21 protein-coding genes and 2 pseudogenes are annotated in these 25959 nt (G+C 64.2%); 6 read left to right on the top strand and 17 right to left on the bottom strand.

Annotated features, from left to right (window positions below):
- Nucleotides 1–126: 126 nt before the first annotated feature.
- The 5 genes from ASG92_RS20765 to speB form a co-directional block, all read right to left on the bottom strand.
- Nucleotides 127–699 (bottom strand): SDR family oxidoreductase, encoded by a 573-nt coding sequence (locus ASG92_RS20765; protein ID WP_240987230.1) that lies wholly within the window; start codon nt 697–699, stop codon nt 127–129.
- Between the two features lie 184 nt (nt 700–883).
- Entirely contained in the window at nt 884–2179 is a 1296-nt protein-coding gene (locus ASG92_RS20760) for a D-arabinono-1,4-lactone oxidase (RefSeq protein WP_056632795.1), read from the bottom strand.
- A 28-nt stretch (nt 2180–2207) separates the two neighbouring features.
- Nucleotides 2208–3710, bottom strand: a complete 1503-nt coding sequence (locus tag ASG92_RS20755) for an aldehyde dehydrogenase family protein (protein ID WP_200952040.1) — start codon at nt 3708–3710, stop codon at nt 2208–2210.
- Between the two features lie 101 nt (nt 3711–3811).
- The gene (locus ASG92_RS20750; RefSeq protein WP_056632792.1) at nt 3812–5269 is read right to left on the bottom strand and encodes a cytosine permease; all 1458 of its coding nucleotides are present in this window, start codon (nt 5267–5269) and stop codon (nt 3812–3814) included.
- Nucleotides 5266–6270: an agmatinase gene (gene speB, locus ASG92_RS20745; protein ID WP_056632788.1), complete on the bottom strand. Its 1005-nt coding sequence runs from the start codon at nt 6268–6270 to the stop codon at nt 5266–5268. Before speB ends, ASG92_RS20750 begins: the two co-directional genes overlap by 4 nt.
- A 224-nt stretch (nt 6271–6494) precedes the next feature.
- On the opposite strand from speB, the gene ASG92_RS20740 reads away from it, so the two are divergent.
- The gene (locus ASG92_RS20740) at nt 6495–7997 is read left to right on the top strand and encodes a PucR family transcriptional regulator (protein WP_056632785.1); all 1503 of its coding nucleotides are present in this window, start codon (nt 6495–6497) and stop codon (nt 7995–7997) included.
- Here ASG92_RS20740 and ASG92_RS20735 read toward each other — a convergent pair.
- The 4 genes and pseudogenes from ASG92_RS20735 to ASG92_RS27680 all read right to left on the bottom strand — a co-directional run.
- Nucleotides 7994–8758: an MBL fold metallo-hydrolase gene (locus ASG92_RS20735; RefSeq protein ID WP_056632782.1), complete on the bottom strand. Its 765-nt coding sequence runs from the start codon at nt 8756–8758 to the stop codon at nt 7994–7996. The genes ASG92_RS20740 and ASG92_RS20735 overlap by 4 nt on opposite strands.
- A gap of 113 nt (nt 8759–8871) precedes the next feature.
- Nucleotides 8872–9240, bottom strand: coding sequence for an FAD-binding protein (locus ASG92_RS20730; RefSeq protein ID WP_240987231.1), 369 nt, complete (start codon nt 9238–9240; stop codon nt 8872–8874).
- A gap of 243 nt (nt 9241–9483) precedes the next feature.
- Nucleotides 9484–9734 (bottom strand): annotated as a pseudogene (locus ASG92_RS29335) (ATP-binding protein); the annotation flags it as partial.
- Nucleotides 9726–10156: pseudogene (locus ASG92_RS27680) on the bottom strand (IS21 family transposase); the annotation flags it as partial. The pseudogenes ASG92_RS27680 and ASG92_RS29335, both read right to left, overlap by 9 nt.
- A gap of 175 nt (nt 10157–10331) precedes the next feature.
- On the opposite strand from ASG92_RS27680, the gene ASG92_RS20720 reads away from it, so the two are divergent.
- From ASG92_RS20720 to ASG92_RS20710, 3 genes are read left to right on the top strand one after another with little or no spacing between them, the layout of a single operon-like run.
- Nucleotides 10332–10679, top strand: coding sequence for a hypothetical protein (locus ASG92_RS20720; protein WP_056632773.1), 348 nt, complete (start codon nt 10332–10334; stop codon nt 10677–10679).
- Nucleotides 10680–10687: 8 nt separating this feature from the next.
- Complete coding sequence (locus tag ASG92_RS20715; RefSeq protein ID WP_157372336.1) at nt 10688–10897, top strand: hypothetical protein; 210 nt, start codon at nt 10688–10690, stop codon at nt 10895–10897.
- Nucleotides 10894–11262, top strand: coding sequence for a hypothetical protein (locus ASG92_RS20710; RefSeq protein ID WP_056632767.1), 369 nt, complete (start codon nt 10894–10896; stop codon nt 11260–11262). The genes ASG92_RS20715 and ASG92_RS20710 overlap by 4 nt, the downstream gene beginning before the upstream one ends.
- 1444 nt (nt 11263–12706) lie before the next feature.
- On the opposite strand, the gene ASG92_RS20700 is transcribed toward ASG92_RS20710, so the two are convergent.
- The 8 genes from ASG92_RS20700 to ASG92_RS20665 all read right to left on the bottom strand — a co-directional run bounded on the left by ASG92_RS20700 (nt 12707) and on the right by ASG92_RS20665 (nt 24125).
- Entirely contained in the window at nt 12707–13684 is a 978-nt protein-coding gene (locus ASG92_RS20700) for an ABC transporter substrate-binding protein (RefSeq protein WP_082579641.1), read from the bottom strand.
- Nucleotides 13685–13758: 74 nt separating this feature from the next.
- Nucleotides 13759–15792, bottom strand: coding sequence for an ABC transporter permease subunit (locus tag ASG92_RS20695; RefSeq protein ID WP_056632759.1), 2034 nt, complete (start codon nt 15790–15792; stop codon nt 13759–13761).
- Nucleotides 15792–16826: a glycine betaine/L-proline ABC transporter ATP-binding protein gene (locus tag ASG92_RS20690; protein WP_056632756.1), complete on the bottom strand. Its 1035-nt coding sequence runs from the start codon at nt 16824–16826 to the stop codon at nt 15792–15794. Before ASG92_RS20690 ends, ASG92_RS20695 begins: the two co-directional genes overlap by 1 nt.
- Nucleotides 16823–18370, bottom strand: coding sequence for an aldehyde dehydrogenase family protein (locus ASG92_RS20685; protein WP_082579640.1), 1548 nt, complete (start codon nt 18368–18370; stop codon nt 16823–16825). Before ASG92_RS20685 ends, ASG92_RS20690 begins: the two co-directional genes overlap by 4 nt.
- Nucleotides 18367–20121, bottom strand: coding sequence for a choline dehydrogenase (betA, locus tag ASG92_RS20680; RefSeq protein WP_082579639.1), 1755 nt, complete (start codon nt 20119–20121; stop codon nt 18367–18369). Before betA ends, ASG92_RS20685 begins: the two co-directional genes overlap by 4 nt.
- Before the next feature lie 61 nt (nt 20122–20182).
- Nucleotides 20183–22690 carry an FAD-dependent oxidoreductase gene (locus tag ASG92_RS20675; RefSeq protein ID WP_056632753.1) on the bottom strand — a complete coding sequence of 836 codons (2508 nt, stop codon included), beginning with the start codon at nt 22688–22690 and terminating at the stop codon, nt 20183–20185.
- A gap of 65 nt (nt 22691–22755) precedes the next feature.
- A complete protein-coding gene (purU, locus tag ASG92_RS20670; protein WP_056632798.1) occupies nt 22756–23664 on the bottom strand; it encodes a formyltetrahydrofolate deformylase in 909 nt (302 codons plus the stop codon).
- Between the two features lie 110 nt (nt 23665–23774).
- A complete protein-coding gene (locus tag ASG92_RS20665) occupies nt 23775–24125 on the bottom strand; it encodes a bifunctional 3-phenylpropionate/cinnamic acid dioxygenase ferredoxin subunit (RefSeq protein WP_056632751.1) in 351 nt (116 codons plus the stop codon).
- A gap of 247 nt (nt 24126–24372) precedes the next feature.
- Between ASG92_RS20665 and ASG92_RS20660 the strand changes: the two genes are divergently transcribed.
- Together ASG92_RS20660 and ASG92_RS20655 are read left to right on the top strand one after the other, a co-directional pair.
- Entirely contained in the window at nt 24373–25623 is a 1251-nt protein-coding gene (locus tag ASG92_RS20660) for an FAD-dependent oxidoreductase (RefSeq protein WP_056632749.1), read from the top strand.
- A 51-nt stretch (nt 25624–25674) separates the two neighbouring features.
- A partial coding sequence (locus ASG92_RS20655) for a Rieske 2Fe-2S domain-containing protein (protein WP_157372334.1) occupies nt 25675–25959 on the top strand: 285 nt, incomplete at its 3' end.

Genomic DNA, 25959 nt, shown 5'->3' with positions numbered 1-25959 from the left:
ACCCGGAACCCCGAACGCTTCACCACCACAGCCGACCCGAAGATCCTCGCCCTGCCCGGCACGACCTGGATCAACAAACCACTCGAGAAAACCAAGACAGACRCGGAGCCAACGACCCAGAAGAAACTAGCCGCCTAAACTCACGCTGGCCTCATTCACCTTGACAAGTTCCGGGACACCGGCAGGTGCAAGTTCGGCGGCCAAGGACCGGATCATCGAAAGTACGCCGCCCTTGGTCGCGGTGTATGCGGTGTAACCTGCCTGGCCGACGAGTGACAGCTCGCTGGCAGTGCAGACGAGCGATCCACCGCCGTTGGACGTGAGCTTTCGCGCCGCTGCCCTGGCAAAGTGGAAAGTGCCGGACAAGTTCACTTGGATCAGTCTCTGCCACAGCTCGTCGGACGTTTCGGCGATGGGCGCAACTCTGGAGATTCCTGCGGCGTTGAAAACTCCGCTCAGCGGCCCGAGTTCTGCTTCCGCCTGGGCGAAGGCGCTATCGACCTGCAGGGACTCAGATACGTCGGCTTCGATGAAGAGCACAGCGCCCGACAGCTGGCGTTTTGCGTCGTCAAGCAACCGGTCAGGGAGCCCGACTGCTGCAACCCTAGCCCCTTGCGCCAGAAGGGCTCGAGTGGTCGCCAGACCGATGCCGGAACTGGCTCCGGTGACAAGGTAGGCCTTGTCCTGAAAATGGCTCATGTCTTCTCTTCCCGCATCGAATTGGAAATTTGAGGTGGACTACTTCGGGTGCTACAAGGTGTGCCTGGCTGGACAATACGCGCAGCCCGCGCATGGTGTCGCTTACGGCAGCTGGGGCCAGAAGCCGGAGGGCGGAAAGTATGCCCCCGGGCACGACCCGGGGGCATACGCCGGGATGGCTGATTTAGCCGACAAGGGCACGGGTGTGGTCGTTTAGGAATATTCCGCGGGGGTCGAACTCCCGGCGTACCTGGATGAAGGTGTCAAGCTCCGGGTAGAGACGCTCCAAGCGGTTCCTCGTCATGAAATGGATCTTGCCCCAGTGCGCACGTGGCTCGAATTCCTGCAGCAGCGCATCAGCATCCCGGAAGAAGGGCCAGTAGTCGGTTCCAGGCTCGGTTGTCAGGGTGATGACTGTGGTGTCCCTTCCCTGGAACTGGGACATGTAGCCTTCGTCGGCTTTCACCCAGCGGACCTCAACGGGGTACTTCTGAGCGGAATGCTTGGTGCGGATCAGCTCCTGGACAGCCTCGACAGCCGCTAGGCCTCGCTCGCTGGGAACGAAGTACTCGAGTTCATGGAACGGTGTGGTGAATCCGCCCGGGTAGATGCGGTACGACCGGTCCAGCCGGGCGCCCTCCGTGCGCGAAATCTCACGCTCGTCCTGGATCTGGGCGATGTTGTACCGCTTGGTGTAACTGCGGTTCGCCATGCTCTGGCCGGGCGCTCCCGGAAGGTCCAGGAGTTCGCAGGAACCGTCTTCCGGGCACCAGAGGAACGAGTAGTGCCTGTTCGCATCGATGTCGGTCTGCCATGTCGCCGCGGTCTCTGACCAGGTGGGATACGTAATCTCCTCCTGCAGGTAATAACGGTCCTCGACCGCCAGCTCGACCTCCAGGAAAACTCCGAGCGTACCCAAAGCGACCTGGGCCGCCTTGAGTTCGCGGAGCTGCCCCTCGCCGATTTCGACGATTTCGCCGTAGCCGTTGATCAGCTTCACCCAGCGAAGGCTTGACGAAAAGCTGCCCAGGTCTTTGCCGGAGCCGTGTGTGCTGGTTGAGAGCGCTCCGGCGATCTGCTGCTTGTCGATGTCGCCCTGGTTGCCCAGTGCCAGCCCCTGCTCCCACAGTGGATCGCCGAAGGCGCTGATGGTGGTGCCGGCCAGGGCTCTTGCGCGACGCCGGACCTTGTCGGTTCCGGTGATGGCCGAGAGTGCCGACATGTCCATCAGGACGCCGCCCGTCTGAACCAGCGGGGAGGACGAATGCCCTGAGCCGACCGCCCGCACAGGCAGGCCTTCGCGGATGGCGAAACGAACGGCGTCGAGCGCTTCCTGTTCAGTCCGCGGCCGCACGGTGAACGCTGGCGTGGCGCTCTGGTTTCCGCCCCAGTTGGTCCACGTTACGTCCGTCCCGAAGGGAGCGGACGGGGTTGCGGCGCGCGCCAACGTCGCGTTGTTGGGAGGGTTCGTAATGGTCATTGCTGAGCTCCGATGCTGGTCTTGACGCTCATGCGCTGTGGTTGATCATGACGTGCTTGGTGCGGGAGTAGTCGTCCAAGGCGTAGAGCGAGAGGTCGCGACCGTAGCCGGATCCCTTGAATCCGCCCCACGGTACCTCGCAAGCCAACACCAGGTGCGAATTGACCCAGACGGTGCCGAAATCGAGCTGCTTTGGAACGCTCAGGGAGAGGCTTGAGTCCCGGGTCCATACCGAGGCGGACAGGCCGTAGGGGCTCTCGTTTGCCCGGGTGACGGCCTCTTCAGTGGAACTGAAGGTCTCTACCGTGACTACGGGACCAAAGATTTCGTGGGTCGCAATATGTGCCCCGGCCGGCACGTGGCTGATTACTGTGGGCTCGATGAAGTAGCCGGGGCCTTCCAGGGCCGAACCGCCGATGGCCACGTTCAGGCCGGCAGCCCTGGCCTCGGCCAGGGATTCCTGCACGCGTTCGAAGTGCGGGCGCGAAATCATGGGACCGATTTCCACGTCGTCGCCCGCCTGTGGAGCTCCGACCTCCAGGGTGCTGACTTCGCGCACCAGGTGCTCGGTGAACTCCTCAGCCACTGACTCGTGCACGAGCACGCGGCAGGCAGCGCCACAGTCCTGGCCGGCATTCCAGAAGCCGGCATTGCGCACCCCGGCCGCGGCTGCGCGGAGGTCGGCGTCAGGAAAGACAACAACCGGAGCCTTGCCGCCGAGTTCCAGATGGACGCGTTTGACCGACCTGGCCGCGGTCTCCGCAACGGCCTGTCCGCTGATGACGCTCCCTGTCAAGGCGACGAGGGCAACATCAGGATGTTCGGCGAGCCGCTGTCCGACGGTTCGGCCTTGTCCCGTCACGACGTTGAGAATTCCATCGGGAATGCGTCCGGCCACGAGTTCCGCGAGTTTCAGCGTGGACAGCGGTGTCTGCTCGGAAGGCTTCAGGACGATGCTGTTTCCTGCAGCCAGGATGGGCGCGATCTTCCAGGCGGCCATCAGCAGCGGGTAGTTCCACGGGGTGATGACGCCGACGACGCCCACGGGTTCCCTGAGGATGACCGAAGTGTGCCCGGTTGCGTAGTCACCCCCGGCCATGGACGTCAGCGTGCGGGAAGCTCCGGCCATGAAACGGAAAGTATCAATGGTGCTTGAGACGTCGTCCTCCGCGACGGTTCGCGGCTTGCCGGTGTTGGCCGACTCGATGATTTCGAAGGCTTCCCGGTTGGCTTCGATGATGTTGGCGATCAGGTTCAGCACCTCGGAGCGTTCCTTCGGGGTGGTGGCGCCCCAGGTCGTCTGGGCGGCCACGGCGGCTTCAACAGCAACATCAACATCGGCAGCTGTGCCGGCCTGTACCGACGCGATGACCCGCTCAGTGGTGGGGTCGACGACGTCGATGAGGTGGGTGGAGGAACCTGGAACAAACGCTCCTCCAATGAAGTGTCCGCTGGGCGGCAGTACGCCTGCAGGGCTGTGATCTGCGGGGGAGCGTCGGACAGTGAACTGTGCGGTGTTGGTGAGTGTCATGATTTTTTGCCTTTGCTTTCTGCGCCGGTCTCGGCGCCAGGAGTGTGTGGGGTGCGGGCGGTTGGCCCGTAGTGGGGTGCGGGCCGCTAGCCCGCGGTGCGTCAAATCAGTTCAGTTGCGAATGCGGGGGCCTGAAAGGGGGCGGCATCCGACTTCTTGCGGAACACGCGGGCCGCAAAGTAGTAGAGCGGAGCAACAACCACTAGCCCGACGATCCAGGAGATGTCCACGCCGCCCATCGCCGCGGCCAGTGGGCCCGTGTAGACCGCTGTTGCGGAGAAGGGAACCTGAATCAGGGCGCCTGCTATGTAAGAGCCGATGGCGACCCAGTTGAACCGTCCGTACACTCCGCCGTCGCGCTTGAAGAAGTCTTCAACCCTGTAGTCGCCGTGCCGGAGTAGGTAGTAGTCCACCAGGTTGATGGCCGTCCAGGGAACCAGGACGTACATCAGGAAGGAGAGGAAGTTCGTGTAGAAGAGGATGAAATTGTCGCGGGCGAACAGCGCGATCAGGACGGCGAGCGTGAAGAGGATGATGGCCGCCACGCTTCGGGTCTTGGCGTGGGGCAACCAGTTCGGCTTGAACGTCTGACCGATGGTGAGGCTGCACAGGACGCCGCAGTAAAGGTTCATGGCGTTCGACGCCGCAACCCCGAGGCAGAAGATTCCGATGACGATCATGGTCCAAGGTTGGAGAAACGCTCCCAGGCTGCCGACGATTTCGACGTTGCCGGCGTCGTTGCTCATCGTCGCGGCGAGCGTTCCCACGAGGGCGCCTAGGACCATGGGGAACAAGGTGCCCAAGACGCAGCCTGAGTAGGACGCCCAGAAGGCCGGGGCCGAGCCGGTGCCTTGGGGCATGTAGCGGGAGTAATCCGAGACGTAGGGAGCGTAGGCGAGCTGCCACAGGGCGGATACGGAGATGGTGCCCATGAATCCAACCCAGTTGAAGTTTCCCTGGTCCAGGAAGCTGGCGGGCAGTCCCTGGACGACGAGGATCCAGGCGAAGGCCAGCAGCAGCGCCACGCCGGCCACGACGCTTAGGATGCGTGCATAGGCGTGAATGAGCCGGTAGCCGAAAATCGTGGCAACGACGCTGACGACGCCGATGATAATGATGCCGGCGTCAACACTGATGCCCGGGTTGACTGCGGCCATTGCTTCCCCGCCAAAGACGAGGTTCGCCGCGAAAAACCCGACGTACATGATCACCACGATGACAACGATCAGCAGCGCCCCGTACGAACCGAATTGGCCGCGGGTCTGAATCATCTGCGCCACGCCCAGTTGCGGGCCTTGGGCGGAATGCAGGGCCATGAAGATGCCACCGACGACGTTCCCGATGATGATTCCGACGATCGCGGGCACAAAGTTGAGCCCGAACACCGTGGTGGCGAGGCCGCCGGTCACGATGGTCATGATCATGATGTTGGAACCGAACCAGATGGTGAAGAGGTCCCGGGCTTTCCCGTGGCGTTCGTTCGCGGGGATGGGCTGGATGGTCTTGTCCTCGAGCCGGGGTACTTCGGCCGCGGCGACGGGAGTGATCCGAGTGCTCATGATGCGCTCCAGGATGTTGCTTGCAGTGCACGGACGGTGTTCGTTTCGGCCTTGCTGCGGTTCACCATCAGGGCGAGCAGGTCGAAGACGAGGGTGGCCGCGGCGACTGTGGTGATGTCTGCGTGGTCGTAGGCCGGGGCGACCTCGACGACGTCGGCGCCCACGATGTTGATGCCGTTCAGTCCGCGGAGAAGGGCCAGGAGTTCGCGGGAGTGGAGCCCGCCCATCTCAGGGGTGCCGGTGCCCGGTGCGTAGGCCGGGTCCAGGACGTCGATGTCGATAGAGACGTAGACGGGGGTGTCGCCGAGCCGCTCCTTGACCTGTTGGATGGCTGCCGGGACGCCGATGACGTCCAGGTCCGAGCAGCGGATGATCTGGAAACCGAATTCGTGGTCGCGGAGGAAATCGTTGCGGTCGTAGACCGGCCCGCGGATGCCGACATGCATGGACTTGTCTTCCACCAGGAGGCCTTCCTCGAATGCCCGCCGGAAGATGGTTCCGTGGGTGACCGGCTGGTCGAAGTACGTGTCCCAAGTGTCCAGATGGGCGTCGAAGTGCAGCAAAGCCACGGGTCCGTGGACCGTGTTCAAGGCCCGCAGCATCGGGAGGGCGATGGTGTGGTCGCCACCGATCGAGATGAGCTTCTTGTCCTCACTGATCAGTGGCAGCGCCTGCTCTTCAATTTCGCGGACTGCCCGCGTGATGTCGTAAGGCGTGCAGGCGATGTCGCCGGCGTCCACAACCTGGGCTTCGTAGACCGGCTCAACGTCCAGTTCGGGGTGGTACCCCGGACGCAGCAGCCGGGAGGCTTCGCGGACTGCGGCAGGACCGAAACGGGCGCCGGGCCGGAAGGACGTTCCGCCGTCGAACGGTACGCCGACGATCGCAATGTCGTAGTCCGGAACGCGGTCGATTTGGGGAAGCCTGGCGAACGTGCCGAGGCCCGCATACCGGGGGACTTTTGTTGCGTCGACGGGGCCGATGGGCTTGTGCATTGTCATGCGGGGATCCTTCGATTGCTGTGCTGCCGGGCGGTAACGCCGGCGGCGTTTAGGTAGGGACGTGTGGATCGCTCGCCGTTGAGCGGGAAGTAAGTAATCCAATTCTTGGTGACGCGCGTCACTGCGTATAGCGGTAGATTGACTACAAATGGCCGGGTCTCTTAGACATATGTCTAAAAAGACCATAGGTGGGCCGTAAACCAAGAAGTGGGGAGCGCAATTCCATGGCGATTACCGTGGCCGAGCTCGTGGCGGAACCCCAGCTGGGACTCACGCTGCTGGCCGGATCCGCAGGCAGCGGCAACCGGATCACATGGGCCCACACGTCTGATCTGCCGAGGCTGTGGGAATGGGTCACCGGCGGCGAGCTGATGATGACCAACGGCCTCTCCATCCCGGCCGATGCTGCCGGGCAGGCTGCGCTCGCCGAGAAGCTGGTGGATGCGGGCGCCAGTGCGCTGGCCATCGGCGAGAAGATGCACGCGCCGGAGCTGTTGCCGGAGTTCCTGGCGGCTTGTGAGAGGCTGCCGCTGCCGCTGATCAACGTGCCCTATCCACTGCCGTTCATCGCCATCGCGCGGACCGTGGCTGAAGCTTCCCTGTTGGAGGAATCGCGCCGCCTGCGCCAGACCGCCCGGATTTACGACCTGCTCCGCACTGCTGGAACATCCGAGGACCACTTGCAAAGCCTTCTTCTGGGCCTCGCAGCCGAGCTCGATGCAGACCTCTTTGTCGTGGACCGGCGCTGCCTTCATCCGTGGCATCCGGACGGCCAGCCGCTGCCGGATTTCGTGCAGGCGGAATTGGCCGCGCTGACCGGGCAGATATCCTTGGCCGGGAAGAAGTTCCAGTGGCATCGGCTTCGGGACAGGCATGTGTTGATGATGGATATCCCCACGCACGCCAATGCGCTCCTGGTGGTGCTGCCCAACCGCGATCCGCACCCGGACGCCGTCGTTCTTCTGCATGCGGCAACGGTGCTGGGGCTGGAACTTTCACGAAAAGTCCTGTCCCTGGAAAGCCAGCACCGTCTGGCGGGCGAATTCCTGTTGCAAGCGGTCGACGGTCGCCTGGGAACGGCGGAACTGGAGAGCCGACTCACGGCTTTTGATGTTCCGGCCCAGGATTTCCTGATGGTTTCGATATCGGCCGACGACGGCGAGCGGCTGGCGAACGTCCACGTCGAACTGTGGCGCCACGGCTTTCCGGCCGCCTGCCTGCGGCGCTTCAACACACTTCATGTGGCGGTGTCCGCGGCGGTGACCAACGATATTCTGATCCACTGCGCGGGACCCGAGGTCCGGATCGGCATCAGCTCGCCGACGTCTGCGCCCGGGATCCAGCGTGCGTTGCAGGAGTCGCTGTGGGCGCTCGGCTCGGCCAAGGGCAATGCCATGAACCTGGCCCGGTACGCCGAGGGTCCCTCGTGGCTGGGGCTTACGAGCTTCGAGGAAGGGACGGCCTTGGTGGAGCGGCTCCTGGGTCCGATCTTCGCATACGAACAGAGCCAGGAGGGGGACCTCATCGTGACTCTGCGGACCTACCTGGACACCCGGAGGTCGTGGCAGAAGACAGCGGCGGTGCTCTTCGCCCACCGGCAAACCGTCATCTACAGAATCCGAAAAATCAGCGAGTTGACGGGTCTTGACATGACCGAAACGTCCACGTTGGCTCAGCTTTGGTTTGCGCTTCAAATCCATGAGGCCATGCACAAGGGGGTAGCCTAGCCTCGCAACGCCGCCAAGGCTTCGGCCAGGGGCATGCGCAATGCGGGGCCATGGCCGGGAAGTACCACTGAGGCGTTGATGCCGTCCAGGCGGTGAGTTGCCGCCAAGGCCGCGGCGGGGTCTGTGTGGTACATCCGGTGGAGCATCTGGGGTCCGGTTTTACGGCTTAGCGAATGACCGCTAACAAACGAGTCGCCTACGGCGATCGCTCCTGCTTCGGGAAGAAGGAGGGAGACGTTGCCCGGGGTGTGGCCCGGAAGCAGGATCGCTTCCGGGCTGCCAGGCAGGCTCCGGAGCCTCTCGGTGTCCCAAGCCCGGGCGCGGGTTGCAGGCTTCGCCTTCAGGGATCCAGCCTTGATGACGTGGATCATCCATCGGAAGACGCGGGGGCGCCAAGCGCGGACAATGACCTGACCGAACGTGACTTGGTGCTTTTCCCTCCCTTGGACATGGGCTAGTTCTTCCGGGGCGCACAAGACCGGCGTTGCGTATGTTGTGGAGAAGTAGGCCGCGGAGCCGGTGTGGTCGACGTGACCGTGGGTGATGAGCACGGCCAGAGCGTCGGCTGGCTGCAAGTCCAGGTGGCGGATGGACTCAAGGACGAACGCACGGTCGGCGGGGTAACCGCTGTCAATGAGCATGAACCCAGTTTCGTCGCGGACCACGATCCAGTTGGAGGCTGGTCCTTCGACGAAAAAGACTCCTGGTGCCTGCTCTGAAACGCTGGATGAGGGGTGCCATTCACTGGCTCGGAGGTGCACGGGTACATACTAGCCGCCGGTCCAGTGCCCGCTCCTACTCGTCAAGAACGGCGAGCCTAACCTCGACCGTGAACTCATGGCACTTCGACGGGCGCAGGTAGAACGCCAGTTGATCAGCTAACGGTGACGTGCTCAGTTGGGCTTAGGTCGAGACGGTTCTGCGACTGGGCCACGTGACGGCCGGCAAGCCGTCCGAAGACCATGGCCCAGCCGATGTGCAGACCGTGGTTGAGTAGCTGCAGGCCGCCCTGACCCGTGGACCCTGCAGCCCACAGCCCGGGGATGGCTTCGCCGTCGGCTGTGGTCACGCGCAGCTGGGTGTCCACGGCCAGGCCGCCGTCGGCCAGAGTGATGAAAGCGTTCATCGGGCCAAGCGCGTAGAACGGTCCCTCGCTGATTCCGCCGCCGAGGTGCTGCCGGTCGAATCGGGTGTCCGTTCCGACGGCGACGTCTCTGTTCCACTCCTCGACGGTCGAGCGCAGGATCCACTCCGATACTCATAGCAGGCAGGACTTCGAGCATGTCCTCCAAATTGCTTGCGGTCTTGATTCATGGCAGCAGGGGGAACACGCGGGTGAAGCGGATATCAAAGTTGTCAGCGCTTCACGTCCAATAGGGAAGATTGTCGGGATAAAGCCGAACAGGAAGCCGCCAACCTGATCGAGCGTGCAGAACGGGACGCCCCTTGAACCAGGACCGCCCGGCCAGCCTGCGTTTTGTTGGGCGATGGTGTGGGCGAGGCGGTAGGAGTCGGTGCCGGTTTCGATGATGGTGCCGTTGAAGGTCAGCCGGTCAACGATCGCGGCGCAGAGGCGCGGGTCGGTGAAGGTTTTGGTCCAGCCGGAGAATGACTCGTTGGAGGCGATCGCGATGGAGTTCTTTTCGTCTCGCTCGGTGAGGACCTGGAAGGCTCGGTGAGGACCTGGAAGAGGAGTTCGGCGCCGCGGCGATCCAGTTCCATGTAGCCAAGTTCGTCGAAATCCACCTCCGCCTTCGCGCCCGGCGCGTGTTCCTGCGGAACGAACACCTCAACCCGGCGGCCGGCATCCACATCGATCTGCGCCCGACGGACCCGCACGTAGTCACGCACGGTCGAATACGACAACTCGTGCGCTCCGTGCTCCTCCATGAGCCGGGCCAGGATCCTGCGGGCAGTATGACGCTGCTTGGCGGCGCCGTCGTGTCCTCGGTCAGCATGGCATCGATCGAATGCTTGAACGCATCCAGCCGGGGCGATGACCTGACGGGAGTCTTCCGCGCCGGCGGGAGAGGATCCGACAATGCCTGCCGGACTGTGTCTCTGCCGATCTGATACCGCTTTGCCAGCCCACGGATGGACGCGCCCTCAACGCTGGCGTCTCTGCGGATCTTGGCAAACAGTTCCATGCGCACCCTCATCCGGACCTCCAAATGCTCGCTTTCATCAGATGAAAACAACACTGGGGGTGGTCCTGACTCAAACCGTCACAAGCAACCGGCGAGTCGTGGGAGGTCCTGGTTCAGGCCGTCACACCGGTCCTGAACCAAACTGCCATATTCAGCGTGCGGTACGTAGTGCCGATCAACTTGAAGGTTGCTCTACAACCACTCGGCCACGGTCACTCAGTGCTACACCTCGGCGACCGCTGTCAGCGCGACCTGGCGTATGCGGATCCGACGTGACAACCCGTTCTGGGTGGACGACACCGTCTACGAGTACGGGCTGGTCTACGGATCCTCCTTCTTCACCCGGGCCTACGGGCCGAAGGTCGAGCAGTACTACGGCGAGGGATATAAAAGGCTCCCGAAAGATGGCGCCCGCTACTTCTTCGACCTCTACGGCATCACCTTGAAGACTCCGTCGGGACAGATCGGCATACTGCGAAGTGTCCAGTCCGACCGTGCCACCTGCTACAAGACAGTCTCCTGCAAGTTCAAGTAACCGGAGTGATGATGATCCCGAACCACCAGCAGCTCCTCGGCCTCCTTGCCGGGGCAGAGCCGGCTTTTCTGGCTGCACAATTCGCCACCGAGTTCACAGTCCATCCGGACCGGGAAGGGGAACGTGGGACCGTCCTGTACTTCGACGGTGGCTACTGGGACATCCGGATGGACGGAGGCACAACCTTCCTGCTCGCACCCGGTGGCTCGAGAGTGTGATCCAGGCCGACGGTTCTGCCGAGGACGGCCCCGCCATGGACAACCTTCCGATGCGGCCGCCGTGGTCGCTCGTTCTTCCCCGTTGGTCCGCCTTTCTGGGACGGTCCGGCGATGACTGGCAGCTGAACGCCGCGGTCCCCGTAGTGGAGGACAGGGCCTCCTGGACGGCGTCATTGACCAGCATGGAGAAGCCGGAGTTCGCCGGGACACTCACGGTCGACGCCGACACGTACGTTATCACCAGGGTCGAACTGGTCCACATGATCCAGACAATGGACATCGCCCGCACCGAGCCCACCAAAGAGGATCTGGCAGCGTTGGAAGCCATCAAATCCACGGTGCAGGAGTTCACCGGACGGACCTAGGTTGGTTTTGGGCGGTGTGTCTGGGATTCATTCAATACTGGTTCCAACCACTTGTTTCGGCGCTCCTCTCACAGAAGTCGTAGAACATGGAGGGGCTAATCGCTGTTGCGAGCCGCCGAGTGACGGTCTTGGGGCTCTTGCCGCTTCCTTCCAAGACCTATGGCTACAGCAACGGCTACCGCCAGCAAGAGCGCAATAGCGAATGCACAGCCTCATCCAATTGGGGGCGATTTGGTCGGAGGGCCTCGGATTGGCATCTTATGACGCTTCCTATGGTGCATTCCAGCATGCCCCAAGGAGGTCCATATATATCCTGCGGTTGCACCGGAAGCTATGCCTGGGACAGCGCCGAAATCAATTGCGACGATTCTCAAAGACTTACAAAGTCTGTAAGTGACGGAGCCTCCACTCTGGCAATCGGGACCGCACCGATATGGCGCCCGGGTCGCGACGACTGCCGAGCGAACCGGATGAGCAGGCCTCGCTGCCCAGGCAACGACGGCGGGGGTCCCGGAACGGCAGCGGACAATGAGCCGCGAATCAGGCCTCTCCAGCTGATTTCGAAGCGCCGATAAGGGTCCTTTTGTCCGCTGTGGCAGAGGGCGCCTGATGAGGCCGTTGGGCGGGGAAATCCGTTCCGGAAGGCTCCTGGCGCAGAATACAGAGCTGCCGCGCCCCCGGCTTGGGGACTGCTTTTGTCAAGCTCTGGACTGGTGAAAAATGGGTGTGTACTGTCCACACCCGTGCCCGTGTAGTGCCGTGGCTCATCGGTGACCCGTTCCTTGCCTCTTTCTGCTGACACAAGTTCATGCAGCCACGAGTTATGCGTGACATGACTTTTAGGGTCGTTTTTGGGTCCTTTTTTGCGGCTCACACGGCCGGCCGCCTCTTCGAGTGTTCGGGCCAGACTCCCGCCATGGACTGCACGGGCTGTGCCAGACGCGTCCGCGGCATGGCGGTGTGCGGGACACGGGACTTCTTCCGTCGCCGTTCTGCTGTGGTTGATCAGTCATATCTGTCCATAAGCGGGAAGACGGCTTTCGACATGATTACATGAGCCTGCTCGTCCGCCTTCGTCGTCCTCGATTCCTCTGGCGCGTTTATCAGTCAGTGGCATCAGCGGGCAACGGGAGGGGCGGCCGTGATCGGCCGGTAGCGAAGGCGCCGGTCGCCGTCGTCGTCGGATTCATTAACAGACCCCACGCGGCCCGAAAGCTAAACGGACTCAATCATCTAGGCCCTGCAAGACTCGTGGGAATCATCCAGCTGGCCCCGGCGACCGTCTGGCCGTCGGCGTCCACCTCTCCGAACACGTCGAACTGATAACCCAGCGCCTTCAGCGCGAAACAGATGCGTGGGCCAAGCACGTCACCCACCCGGGGGATCTCCCTGGGTGGGTGACGTTTGCTAGCCCGGGACGTTTACTGGCCGGGCAGGGTCTCGCTTAGTTGAGCCAGGAAGCCACGACCTGCTGGTGCGCGTCCACCCACTTCTTGGCCGCGGCCTCGGGCGTCATGCCGCCCTGGATGTCCGTGGCTACGGCATTCTGGTCCTCGTTGGTCCACTTGAAGCCCTTGGCCAGCTTGGCTGCCGGTGAGCCGCTGTCCGCGAACTTCTTGGAAATAACCTTGTTGAGCGTGTAGGTCGGGTAGTCGCAGGCTACTTTTTCCGCGTTCGCGTCGCAGCCCTCGGTCCAGTCCGGCAGTTTGACCTTCTTGAGTGGCACTTCGGACAGGAACCATTGCGGCTCGTAGAAGTAGCCAAGGAGCGCCGTCTTGTTCTGCTGTGCCGTGCGGAATGACTGGATCAGGGCGGCCTCCGAACCGGAGAACACCACCTTGTAGTCCAGGTTCAGGTTCTTGACAAGGGCCTCGTCGTTGGTGACGAAGGCGGGATCGCCGTCGAGGACCTGCCCCTTTCCGCCGGACTCTGAGGTGGCGAACATGGAGGCGTACTTGTTCAGGTTCTTGCCGTCGGTGATGTCCGGGTACTTTTCTGCCATCCATGGCGGCACGTACCAGCCGATGTGGCCTTCGTTGCCGGTGGGGCCGGCGTCGACAGCCACTTTCTGATCGGTAATGTACTGCTTGACCAGATCATCGTGGCCCCAGTTTTCCATGACGACGTCCACCTCACCAGAGGCGAAACCCTGCCAGGAGATCTGCTCGTTCAGGTCCTTCTGGACCACGGTGCAGCCAAGCTTGTTCTTCGCCACGTAGCTGTACACAGCGGCATTGGCCGTGTACCCCACCCAGGCGTTCATCGCGACATTAACACTTCCGCAGGGCGCCTCGGCGGCACCGGTGGCAGCAGCCACCTGGTTCACCGAGGCGCCGCCGCAACCTGCCAGGAGCAGGGCGGCGGCAACAGCTCCAGCCACCGCTGGGACGGTTCGTTTCAACAGCAGTCCAGCTTTTTTCATCTTAGATCTCCTTGTTGGGGGGAATGCGTGGGGGGTCCTCCATGCCCTGCGCCAGGCGCAGGGCGGTTATGCGGTTACGTTGCTGTGGACTTGGTTGAGGGGATTTTCCGCACCGGGGTGGCTGCGGCAGCCTGGGTCATCCTGTCGAGCAGGATGCCGAGGAAAACGATGGCAACGCCTGCGGCGAGGCCCTTGCCGAAGAGCGCGCTTTGGACAAAGCCGGCGACGACGTCGTATCCGAGGCCGCCTGCGCCCACAAGTGCGCCAACCACCACCATGGCCAGGACATAGATCAGGCCCTGATTGGCGGCGAGGGCCAGGGTCTGCCTGGCCATCGGAAGCTGGACCTTGGTGATGACCTGCCAGGGGGTGGAGCCGCTGGCAACGGCAGCTTCGACAACAGTGGGGGAAATCGCTGCGATGCCGTCGGCCGTGATCTTGATGGCTACGGGGGCGGCATAGATGATGCCGGCGATGATCGCCGTGAAGCGGGTGGCACCGAAGAGGCCTAGGAACGGCACCAGATACACAAAGGCGGGCATGGTCTGGCCCGCATCCAGCAGGGGCCGCATGATCTGGTCTACCCGCTCGGACCGGCCCATGGCCACCCCGAAGATGACGCCCAGGACCATGACAACTGCGGTGGCCACCAGGGTTCCGGCAAGGGTGACCATGGAGTCGCTCCAGAGGCCGAGGTAGATGATCACGCCCAGGCAGGCCGTGGTCAGGGCAGCGAGCTTCCATCCGCCCAGTGCGTAGGCCGCGATGGCTATGACGGCCACGAGGATGAAGAAGGGAGTGTCCGTGAGCAGCGACTGGAACGGGTTGAGGATTCCGGTGGTGACGGCTTCCCGGAAGGACACCGTGAACAGGGAGAGGTTGGTCTGCATCCACTGGCTGGCCGAGGCCACCGCCTGGACGATGACCGGACCGATGTTGAGATCCTTGGGGAACGCTGCTGCCCACAGCATGGTCCGGGAGAACTGCACCATGGCCAGTGCCAGCACCAGGGTGATGCCGAGGAGGATGTACCGGGTCCTGCGGGAAACCCTGCGGTTCCGGGCCGTCCCCGGGTCTGCGCGGCGGCTGGCGGCGGTGGTGACCCGGTCCAGCACAATCGCGAGCAGGACGATGGAGAGCCCGGCGTTGACAGCCGTGCCGACGTCGAGCGATTGCAGCGCACGTACCACCACCTGGCCAAGCCCGGGCGCCGCGATCAGCGCCGCGATGGTGACCATGGACAGAGCCGCCATGGTGCTCTGGTTGATTCCCATGACGATTGTCCGCCGGGCCATGGGAAGCTGCAGGGTGACCAGCCGCTGCAGGCCCGTTGTGCCCAGCGAGTCGGACGCTTCGCGGGTGTTCTCCGGGATGGCGCGGATGCCGTGCTCTGTCAGCCGGATCACGGGTGGTGCAGCGTAGATCACGGTGGCTATGACGGCCGACGCCGGGCCGATGAGGAAGATCAGGGCAAGCGGGGCCAGGTACACGAATGTCGGCAGGGTCTGCATGAAGTCCAGCACGGGTGTGATCACCTTGGCGACCCGGCCGTAGACGCCGGCCAGAACGCCGAGCGGGATCCCGATCAGAAGGGTCAGCAGCACGGCTGTGAGGACCAGGGCGAACGTGTAGGTGGCTTCGAGAAACAGGCCCTGGAGGCCGAAGAACGTAAAGACGGCGACAGTCAGCAGCGCGACCCGCGCGTTGCCGATCGAGAAGGCGATCCAACCCAGCAGGCCTACGGTTCCGAGCCAGCCGATCTCCGGCAGGCGCAGGCCCGTGGAACTCGCGGCAAAGGTGGTGATGAACAGGTTGGCCACGGCGTCGACGGCGGCACGCAAGGGCGTGAAGACGTACAGGAAGACGGGGTTGTCTGCGCGGTTCGCTGCTACCCAGGCGTTGAACTGGTTCAGGGACCGGTGCAGGTCCGTCAGCTCTGAGGCGGGCAAGGGCAAGGTGGAGGTTCCGTGCAGGACCAGGAATCCCAGGATCCAGATGACGGCGGCGCTTGCCAGGAGGAGTGTGCGCCGGCTGGGCCGGCGGCGGGGCTCACGGACAGCGGGGGGTGCGGGCTGCACCCTGGTTCGATCCCGGACGAGGGTAGACATTAGGCTGCTGCTTCCGTGGGCTGCAGCACTGACAGGATGCTGTCGCGGTCGATCTGCCCGGTGATCCTGCCGGCGTCCTCCACCAGGACGGGGCAGGAGGAGTGCATGACCGCGGCTATGGCATCCCGGATAATCATCCGGGAGCTGAGGACAGGCGCGTCTCCTGGCGTTCCGGCCGCGACGGGACGGGTGATCCATTTCAGGGTCAGGACATCCGCGCGGGGGACTTCGGACACAAAATCCTCAATGTACTTGTCTGCCGGGGACCCCACCAGGTCGTCCCCCGTGCCGCATTGGACCATCTCGCCGTTGCGCATGATGAGGATGCGGTCTCCGAGTTTGAGTGCCTCGGAGAGGTCGTGGGTCACGAACACCATGGTTTTGCCCATTTCCTTGTGCAGCCGGATGACTTCCGCCTGCATGTCGCGCCGGATGAGCGGATCCAGGGCGGAGAAGGGTTCATCGAAGAGGATGGTGTCCGGATCGCCGGCCAGAGCCCGGCCGAGGCCGACGCGCTGCTGCATTCCCCCGGACAGCTGGTCCGGATAGTGCTGTTCGTAGCCTTTCAGGCCAACCAGTTCGATGATTTCCCGGGCCCTGGCGTAGCGTTCGTTCTTGGCCGCCCCGCGGATCTGCAGCCCGTAGGAGACGTTGTCCAGCACGGTCCGGTGGGGGAGGAGGCCGAAGTGCTGGAACACCATGGACATCTTCCGCCGGCGCAGTTCCCGTAGCTCCGCAACGCCTGCCTGCAGGACGTCCTTCCCGTCCACCAGGACCTGCCCCGATGTGGGTTCGATCAGCCGGGTCAGGCAACGGATCAGGGTGGATTTGCCTGATCCGGAAAGTCCCATGACCACAAAGACCTCGCCCTTGGCCACGTCGAAGCTCAGGTCGCGGACGGCTGCCACGCAGCCGGTGCGTTCCAGCAATTCCGCGGAGTTGAGGGCCGAGAGCTCTGGGTCGTTGGGGATCATGTCGCCCCCGGGTCCGAAGACCTTCCATAGGTTGCGCACTGAGATGTCGGGGCTGTTCATTGCTGTACTCCTGCCTGTGGAGGCTCGAACCAGTGGCTGGGCTTGGGATTGATGTTTTGCCAGATGTGCTTGGTTTCGCGGTACTCTGCGAGACCTTGGAGCCCCAGTTCGCGGCCGTTTCCGGACTTGCCGAATCCGCCCCACTCTGCCTGGGGAACGTAGGGGTGGTAGTCGTTGATCCACACGGTGCCGTGGCGGAGTGCACCGGCCACGCGCTGCGCCCGCGATCCGTCGTTTGTCCAGACGGCGCCGGCCAGTCCGTAGGCGGTGTCGTTGGCCAGCTTGATGGCTTCCTGCTCCGTGCTGAAGGTCTCCACGGTCAGGACTGGTCCGAACGACTCATCCTGGACTGCCTCCATGGAGGTGTGGCAACCGTCCAGGATGGTGGGAGGGTAGTAGCTGCCGAGTGCCATTGCTCCGGTGTCCGGGATATAGCCGCCGCACAGCAGTGTGGCTCCTTCCTCGATGCCGGCCTGGACGTAGGCATGGACCTTGTCACGGTGCGCGGCCGAGATGAGCGGGCCGGTTTCCGCGGGCTCGTCGAAGGGCCCGCCAAGCCGGATGGCTTGGGCACGGCGCACGAGTTCCGCCACGAACTCGTCGTGGATCGATTCTTCGATGAGGAGCCTGGTGCCGGCCGAGCACACCTGCCCCGAATGCAGGAATACAGCGGTGAGGGCGTTGTCCAGGGCCGACTCGCGGTCGGCGTCGGCGAAGACGATGTTCGGATTCTTCCCGCCCAGTTCCAGGGCAACCCGTTTCACCGTGTTGGCTGCGGTTTTCATGATGTTGACCCCGGTGGCCAGGCCGCCGGTGAAGGAGACCAGGTCAACGTCCGGGCTTTCGCTCAGGACCGCGCCGACCTCGGGGCCGGTGCCGGTGACGAGGTTGGCAACCCCGGCCGGCAAACCGGCTTCAAGGAGCGTATCCATCAGCAGGATGGAGGTGGAGGGAGTCAGTTCGCTGGGTTTGAGGACGAAGCTATTGCCCGCCAGGAGGGCCGGGGCAACCTTCCATGACGCCTGCAGAAGGGGGTAGTTCCATGGTGTGATGAGCCCGCAGACACCAACCGGGGCGTGGACCACCCGGCTGATGGTTCCGGGGACCCCGGTATCGATCACGCGTCCGGCGTCCGTTCCGGCGATGCCGCCGTAGTACCTGAAGCAGGCGGCGATATCGTCGATGTCGTATTCCGCTTCGACGAAGCGCTTCCCTGTGTCGAGGGCTTCGGCCCGGGCGTACAGAGCCTTGTCGCGTTCCAGCAGTTCTGCGGTGCGGAGCAGGACCTGTCCGCGTTCCTTCTCGCTGGTTCCGGGCCACGCTCCGCCGTCGAACGCCCGGCGGGCACTTGCGACCGCTTCCCTGGCGTCGGTGGCCGTGCATTCTGCAACCTCGGCGACTTTTTCGCCGTCCGCAGGACACGTGATGACCCGCGTTTTTCCGGCGGCCGATTCGCTCCACCCGCCGTCCACGAACAAGCCCCGCACCGCCGCCGCATCCTGGTCGGTCCGCAGGACGCTCCCGGCAAGCTGGACGCCGCTCATGCGCGGCCCAGGCTCGGTGCCGGCTCTGCCGGCAGCTCAACATCCGCCCGCAGTTCGACGTCGGCGGGCAGCTCACGTTCGGCCGCCAGATCAGCCTCGTGGTGCCGGTAGAAGTCCGCGCGCTGGGGTGCCAGCGGCTTCCGGCCGAGGATCAGGTCAGCGGCCTTCTCAGCCAGCATCATCACGGGGGCGTAGATGTTGCCGTTGGTCACGTACGGCATGGCAGAGGCATCCGCGACGCGGAGCCCCGTGGTGCCGTGGACCTTCATGGTGAGCGGGTCCACCACAGCCATGGGGTCCGAGGCGGGCCCCATCTTCGCGGTGCAGGACGGGTGCAGGGCTGTCTCGGCGTCCCGTGCCACCCAGTCCAGGATCTCCTCGTCCGTCTGGACAGAGGAGCCGGGCGAGAGCTCCCCGCCGCTGTAGAGAGCGAGGGCCGGCTGGGAGAGGATGTCGCGCGTGACCCGGATAGCCTCGACCCATTCACGCCGGTCCTGGTCCGTGGACAGGTAATTGAAGTGCATGGACGGGTGGGCGGCCGGATCCGTGGAGGTGATCTTCAGGCTTCCCCGCGCGTCGGAGTACATGGGGCCCACGTGGACCTGGTACCCGTGTTTGGCGTCCGCTTTCTGTCCGTCGTACCGGACGGCCACCGGCAGGAAGTGGAACATCAGGTTGGGGTAGGCGACGTCCTCGTTGGAGCGGACAAAGCCGCCGCCTTCGAAGTGGTTGGTGGCTGCGGGGCCCTTGCGGCCGAGCAGCCACTGGAGCCCGATCAGCGGGTAGCGCCAGAGGCTGAGGTTCGGCTGCATGGACACGGGCTGCTTGCAGGAGTGCTGGACGTACACTTCCAGGTGGTCCTGCAGGTTTTCGCCGACGCCCGGCAGATCCACCACCGGCTTGATGCCCAGCGACTTCAGGTGAGCGGAATCCCCGATGCCGGAGAGCTGCAGCAACTGGGGCGTGTTGATCGCTCCGCCGCACAGCACCACTTCCTTGGCGTTGACCGTGTGCAGCCTGCCGTTCCGGCGGTAGGTGACCCCGGTCGCCGTTGTGCCGTCGAAGTTGATCCTGGCCGCAAGCGCCAGGGTGCGGATTGTCAGGTTCTTCCGGCTTTTGTTGGGGCGCAGGTAGGCGCGCGACGCCGAGAGCCGCTGGCCCTTGTGCACGTTCCGGTCGAAGGGGCCGAAGCCCTCCTGCCGGTAACCGTTGACATCGTCCGTTCGCTTGTGCCCGGCCTCCTCCGACGCCCGGAAGAAGGCCTGGAACAGGGGGTTCCGGGCCGGGCCGCGCTCCAGGACCAGGGGACCGTCATGGCCGCGGAGGTCATCGTCCGGAGCTGCGGCCAGCGCGGTTTCCATGCGCTTGAAATAGGGGAGGCAATGGGCGAAGTCCCAGGTTTCCATGCCGGCATCCGCGCCCCAGCGTTCGTAGTCCAAGGGGTTGCCGCGCTGGAAGATCATGCCGTTGATGGAGCTGGAACCGCCCAGCACCTTGCCCCGCGCGTGGGTGATCCTGCGGCCGTGCATGTGGGGTTCAGGATCGGACTGGTATTGCCAGTCGTAGAACCTGTTGCCGCTTGGAAAGGTCAGGGCCGCGGGCATCTGGATGAAGAGGTCCCAGGGGTAGTCGCTGCGCCCGGCCTCGAGTACCAGCACTGTGCTGGTTCCGTCGGCGCTTAGCCTGTCCGCCAGGACTGACCCGGCGCTGCCGCCGCCTACAATCACGTAGTCGTAGCTCTCGTTCGTCATGCGGTAAATCTCCTTGGGCGTGGGTGGGGGAGTCGTGTTGAGGGGCCAGGATCGGCCCGGTTCAGCCGCGAAGGCGTTCCATGCCCGGGTCCACCAGCGGCTCGGCTGACACCGTGGCGGCGATCCGGGTGCCGAAGTATTCGATTTCCACGGCATCGCCTTCGGAGGCGCTGGGCGGCAGCCAGGCGTAGGCGATCGGCCGCTTCACCGTGTAGCCGTAGGCCGCGCTGGTCACATAGCCGGCGGCTTCGCCGTTGAAAAACACGGGTTCCTTGCCCAGCACCACGGAAGTGCCGTCGTCGACCGTCAAGCAGCGCAGCTGCCTGGCAGCCGGCTGCGCGCGGCGTTCGGCGAGGGCTTCGGCGCCCACGAAGGAGTCCTTGTTCTTGGCGATCGAGAAGCCCAGGCCCGCCTGGAACGGCTCGTGTTCGGGCGTCATGTCCGTCCCCCACAGCCGGTACCCCTTTTCCAGGCGGAGGCTGTTGAAGGCCCCGCGGCCGGCGGCGATGATGCCCTGTTCCTGGCCGGCCTCGAAGAGGAGGTCCCACAGCTTCAGTCCGTACTCGGCCGTGGTGTACAGCTCCCAGCCCAGCTCACCCACATAGGACAGCCGCATGGCCGTCACGGGGATGCCGCCGATCCGCACCTGCTTGGTACGGAAGTAGCGAAGGCCGTCATTGGTGAAATCATCGGCGCTGACCTTGGCAATAACTTCGCGTGCCAGCGGACCCCAGAGCCCGATGCAGCAGGTGGATCCCGTAATGTCGCGGACCTGGACCCACTGGCTGACGTCATCGGCTGTCTGCCTGCGGGCCTCCCGGGTGAAGTAGTCGAAGTCGATGTTGCCGTTGGCGCCCACCTGGAACGTGGCTTCATCCAGCCGTGCGATCGTGATGTCGCTGCGCACCCCGCCGTCGTCGTTCAGCAGCAGGCAATACGTGACGGCGCCTGGCTTCTTGTCGATCTGCCCGGCGCTGAGGCGCTGCAGCAGCGCAAGGGCGCCGGGACCCGAAACTTCCAGCCGTTTGAGTGCCGTCATGTCATAAAGCGCGACGGCGGTGCGCGTCTTCCACGCCTCGGCGGCGGAAATGGGGGAGCTGAACATAGCGGCCCAGGAGCCGCGTTCCGGCGCCTGCCATTCAGCTGGCAGCTCATCCAGGAGCGGGCGGTTGGCCTCGAACCAGTGCGGGCGCTCCCAGCCGCTGGCCTCGAGGAAGAATGCTCCCAGTTCCTTCTGCCGGCAGTTGAACGGGCTGACCCGCAGGTCCCGGGGTGATTCGCGCGGCTGCAGGGGGTGCAGGACGTCGTAGATTTCAACGAAGTTCTTCTGGGACGTCTCGCTGACGTAGCTGTCCGCGGTCTGCACGGCCTCGAAGCGTGAAACTTCGCACTCGTGAAGCGGGATGCGGGACTCGCCCTCGATCAGCAGTTCAGCCACCGCCCGGGCAACGCCTGCCGAGTGGGTCACCCAGACAGCTTCGGCGACATAGAAACCCTCAAGCTCCGGCGACTGCCCGATCAGCGGGCCGCCGTCCGGCGTGAAGGAGAAGATGCCGTTGAAGCCGTCGGCGATCTCCGCGCCGCGCAGGGCGGGCAGCAGCTGCCGGCTGTCCTCCCAACAGGGCAGGAAATCCTCCTCGGTGAATTCGAGCCGGGAAGGCATCCGGTGCTCGGACATCTGGCCAGGGGCAACGTCCGGCAACCGGTCCAGGTCGACGGGCATGGGCCGGTGGGCGTAGGAGCCGATTCCGATCCTGTCTCCGTGCTCACGGAAATAGAGGTCCCTGTCCTGGTGCCGGAGGATGGGCATCCGCGCGCCGTTGGAGGGATCCAGCGGGTTCGTGCGGAGGTTGGTAGCCACGAGTTCCGGCACAGCGGTGGTCGTGACGTACTGGTGGGCCAGCGGCAGCAGCGGCACGGCCATGCCGGCCATCGCGCCGATCTTGGGCCCCCAGAAGCCTGCGCAGGACACCACGATGTCCGCCGGGATCACGCCGTCGGGTGTCTGGACCCCGGTGACTTTACCGCCGGACTGCTCGATCCCGGTCACCGGGGTTGATCCGATGAACGTGACGCCGGCTGCTGTCGCCTTGCGGATCAGCAGCTGAACCGCGCGGGCTGCGGAGGCGAGACCGTCGGACGGGACGTGGAGGCCGCCGAGCACCATGTCCTGGTTCAGCAGCGGGTAGTGCTTGGTGCACTCGTCGGCGTCGATGATCCGACCCTCGATGCCCCAGGACGTGGCGTAGCCGAGCTTCCGCTTGAGGTCCTCAAGCCGTTCGGGGGTGGTGGCGACCTCCAGGCCGCCCACCTGGTTGAAGCAGGCGACGCCCTCGTCGCTCAGCGAGAGGAGCTTGTCCACGGTGTAGGCGGCGAACTCCGTCATTGTCTTGGACGGGTTGGTCTGGAACACGAGACCCGGCGCGTGCGAGGTGGAGCCGCCGGCGAGGTTCAGCGGCCCCTGGTCCAGGACGGTGACGCTGGTCCAGCCTCGGGTGGCCAGTTCATCTGCCAGATTCGCACCGACAATGCCTGCGCCGATGATAACGACGCGGGGTGTAGCCCTCATACGGAAAGCTCCTGTTCTTGATCTACTGCGTGCATGGAGGCGGCCCGTGAGGGCTCGCTGTGGCTCTAGCGGAAGACGACTGTCCGGGTGCCGTTGAGCAGGACGCGGTGCTGGCAATGCCACTTCACCGCGCGGGACAGGGCGATTGCTTCGGCATCGCGGCCCGCCGATACCAGGGAGTCCGGGTCCACGCTGTGGTCCACCCGGAAGACCTCCTGCTCAATGATGGGACCTTCGTCGAGGTCGCCGGTGACGTAGTGGGCAGTGGCGCCGACCAGCTTCACGCCGCGTTCATAGGCCTGGTGGTAGGGCTTTGCACCCTTGAATCCGGGTAGGAAGGAATGGTGGATGTTGATGGCCCGGCCGTGGAGCTGCTCGCAGAGGCCGTCGGAGAGTACCTGCATGTAGCGGGCCAGGACCACAAGGTCTGCGTCGTATTCGTCCACGAGTTCCAGGAGCCGGGACTCCGCCTGCCCTTTGGTGGAGGCGGTTACGGGTACGTGGATGAAGGGAAGTCCTGCTGCTTCGGCCATGGGGCGCAGGTCCTCGTGATTGGAGACGACGGCGGCGATGTCCGCCCCGAGGCTCCCCGCGCGCCAGCGGAAGATCAGGTCATTGAGGCAATGGCCTAACTTGGAGACCATCACCAGTAGGCGCTGCGGCCGGTCGTCGTGGAAGCTGTAGGACATTCCGAACTCGCCGGCGATCTCCGCGAAGTCGGCGGACAGGGAATCGGCGGTGCTGGCAGCGCTGCCAGCATCATGGCCATTGGCGCCGGCAGTTCCGGCCAGGGTGCCGGTGAAGGCGGTGCGCAGGAAGAGGGTATTGCTGACGTGGTCGTCGAACTGCTGGTGTTCGGCGATGTCGAAGTCGCGCATTGCCAGGAAGCTGGACACGGCGTGGACGATCCCACGGCGCTCGGCGCAGGCAACGGTGAGGACGAACGGCGTCGCCTGCTGCCCGGATGCTGCCAGTGGCTGCCCGGCGGGAGCCGTGGAACGGGTCCGTTCCTGCAGCTCGTTGCTCAGTTGTAGGGTCAAGGACTTCACCTCTTAGCCTGAAATGGAGTACTGCCTGGTGGTGCCTAGACGTGGCCGGTGATGGTCAGGCCAGGTGGAAGGTTGGGTGCGTCATTGGATTCCTCGACCATGATCTGGCCGTCCACGACGGAGACCTTGTGGACCCGCACCGGCAACTTGGCCGGCGGCGCGTCCACTTCACCGGTGCGGAGATTGAACTTGGAAGCGTGAAGGGGGCACTCCACCTCGCAGCCCTCCACCCAGCCGTCCGCGAGCGATGCGTCCTGATGGGTGCAGGTGTCGTCCAAGGCGAACAACTCACCGTCCTCCGTGTGGAAGACGGCGATCGGTGGGGACGTATCGAGACGGACGGCGTCTCCGGGGGCCAATGCGGTGAGTGGGCAGGCGATGTGCATCTGATAAACCTCTTTCCCAGTTGACGGGCTCAGCCCGGCCGGCGGGTTGTGCCATCATCAACGCCGATCACAATACGCAACAGAGTGATCCATCCCACTCCGCCTTGTCAAGGGTTCCCCGCTAATACAATCAACGCTTGACACCTTCCCGTGGTCTAAGTCACGCTGTCTCGCATACAGACTGTTGTTGCGTCATACGCAATTCGCGCGCAGTGAAGTCGCGCAGTGAAATAAGGGGAAGGCGGCCATGCAGACATTGGCAATAGTGGGGGCGTCACTGGCGGGAATTTCGGCCGCCCGTGCCGCTCGGGCCCAAGGCTTCGCCGGACGCCTCGTCCTCATCGGCGACGAACCGCACCGGCCGTACGACAGGCCACCCCTGTCCAAGGACTTCCTGGCGGGAAAGATCACCGTGGAACACCTCAGCCTGGAGAGTCCCGAAGAGGGTGAAGGCGCAGATCGGCTCGATGCGGAGTGGCTGCTGGGAGCAGCGGCACACAGCCTGGATGCAGCAACCAGGACGGTAACACTCGCTGATGGCACGGAAATAAAGGCCGACGGCGTGGTCATCGCCACCGGGGCATCCGCCCGGACGCTGCCGGAACTCGCTGGCCTGGCTAATGTCTTTACCCTCAGAACCCTGGACGACGCGCAGGACCTCGCTACCGAACTGGTACCGGGGACCAGGCTCGTCATCGTAGGAGCTGGCTTCATCGGCGCCGAGGTTGCCTCCACAGCCCGCGCCCTCGGAGTCGAGGTCACCGTCGTCTGCTCGGGCACCGTTCCGCTCAGCCGCCCCTTCGGGGTGGAGATGGCCGCCGAAATCGCCGCGTTACATAGAATTAACGGGGTGGAGCTGATTTGTGACGCCGCCATCGAGTCGTATTACAGCGGCGAGGGAGTGCTCAGCGGGCTCCGCCTCGCGGACGGCCGCTACCTGCCTGCCGACGTCGTTCTCGTGGCCGTCGGTGCCGTGCCCAACACAGGTTGGCTTGCCGGCTCCGGCATCGAACTCGGCGACGGCGTCCGCTGTGATCCGATGGGCCGTACCAACATACCGGGTGTGGTGGCCGTCGGCGACTGTGCTGCCTGGCTGGACGAAGAGTCCGGAAAGCACTGCCGCCTGGAGCACTGGAGCGGAGCAGTGGAGCGACCGGCGATCGCCGTTTCGGGGCTCCTGGAGCCCGGGTCCGCCCGCGAGCCGCGGAACGTGCCGTACTTCTGGTCCGACCAGTACAACGTCAGGATCCAGTTCGCTGGCCACGCCCGGGACGCTGACCGGGTGGACATTGAGGCCGGAGACCCGTCGGCCCACAGCTTCCTGGCCGTGTACTACCGCGGCGGCGAGCCGGTGGCCGTCCTTGGTGCCAATCAGCCCCGCCTCTTCACCAAGTGGCGTCGGCAGTTGAACGCCGCACGGGCCACGGCAACCCAGGCCGCTACATCGCAGTTCCCTGCAGTCCAGCCGGTGCTGGCAGCATCCGCCAGTTTCGCCTGATCCTTACTGACCTTCCAAATCCGACGTCAGTCACCGCAGAGGAGTAACAGAATGACCACCGAAGTCTTCACGCCCAGCCTGATCCCCACCCTCCCGGGCCAGGCCTACGTCAGCGAAGAGATCTTCCGGGCCGAGCAGGAGCGGATCTTCGAGCAGATGTGGTTCTGCGCCGTACGTTCTGCCGACCTCGACAAGCCGGGTGCCTGGCGGACGGTACAAGTAGGGCGGGAGAGCGTGCTGATCAGCCGCACCCGCAAGGGCGGAATCCGGGCGTTCTACAACGTGTGCCGGCACCGCGGCGTCAAGCTGTGCATGGAGGAACAGGGCGAAACTGCG

The organism is Arthrobacter sp. Soil736 (assembly GCF_001428005.1).
Taxonomy (GTDB): domain Bacteria; phylum Actinomycetota; class Actinomycetes; order Actinomycetales; family Micrococcaceae; genus Arthrobacter.
Note: the sequence above shows the minus strand (reverse complement) of the source record. Positions and strands in the feature narration are given on the sequence as shown.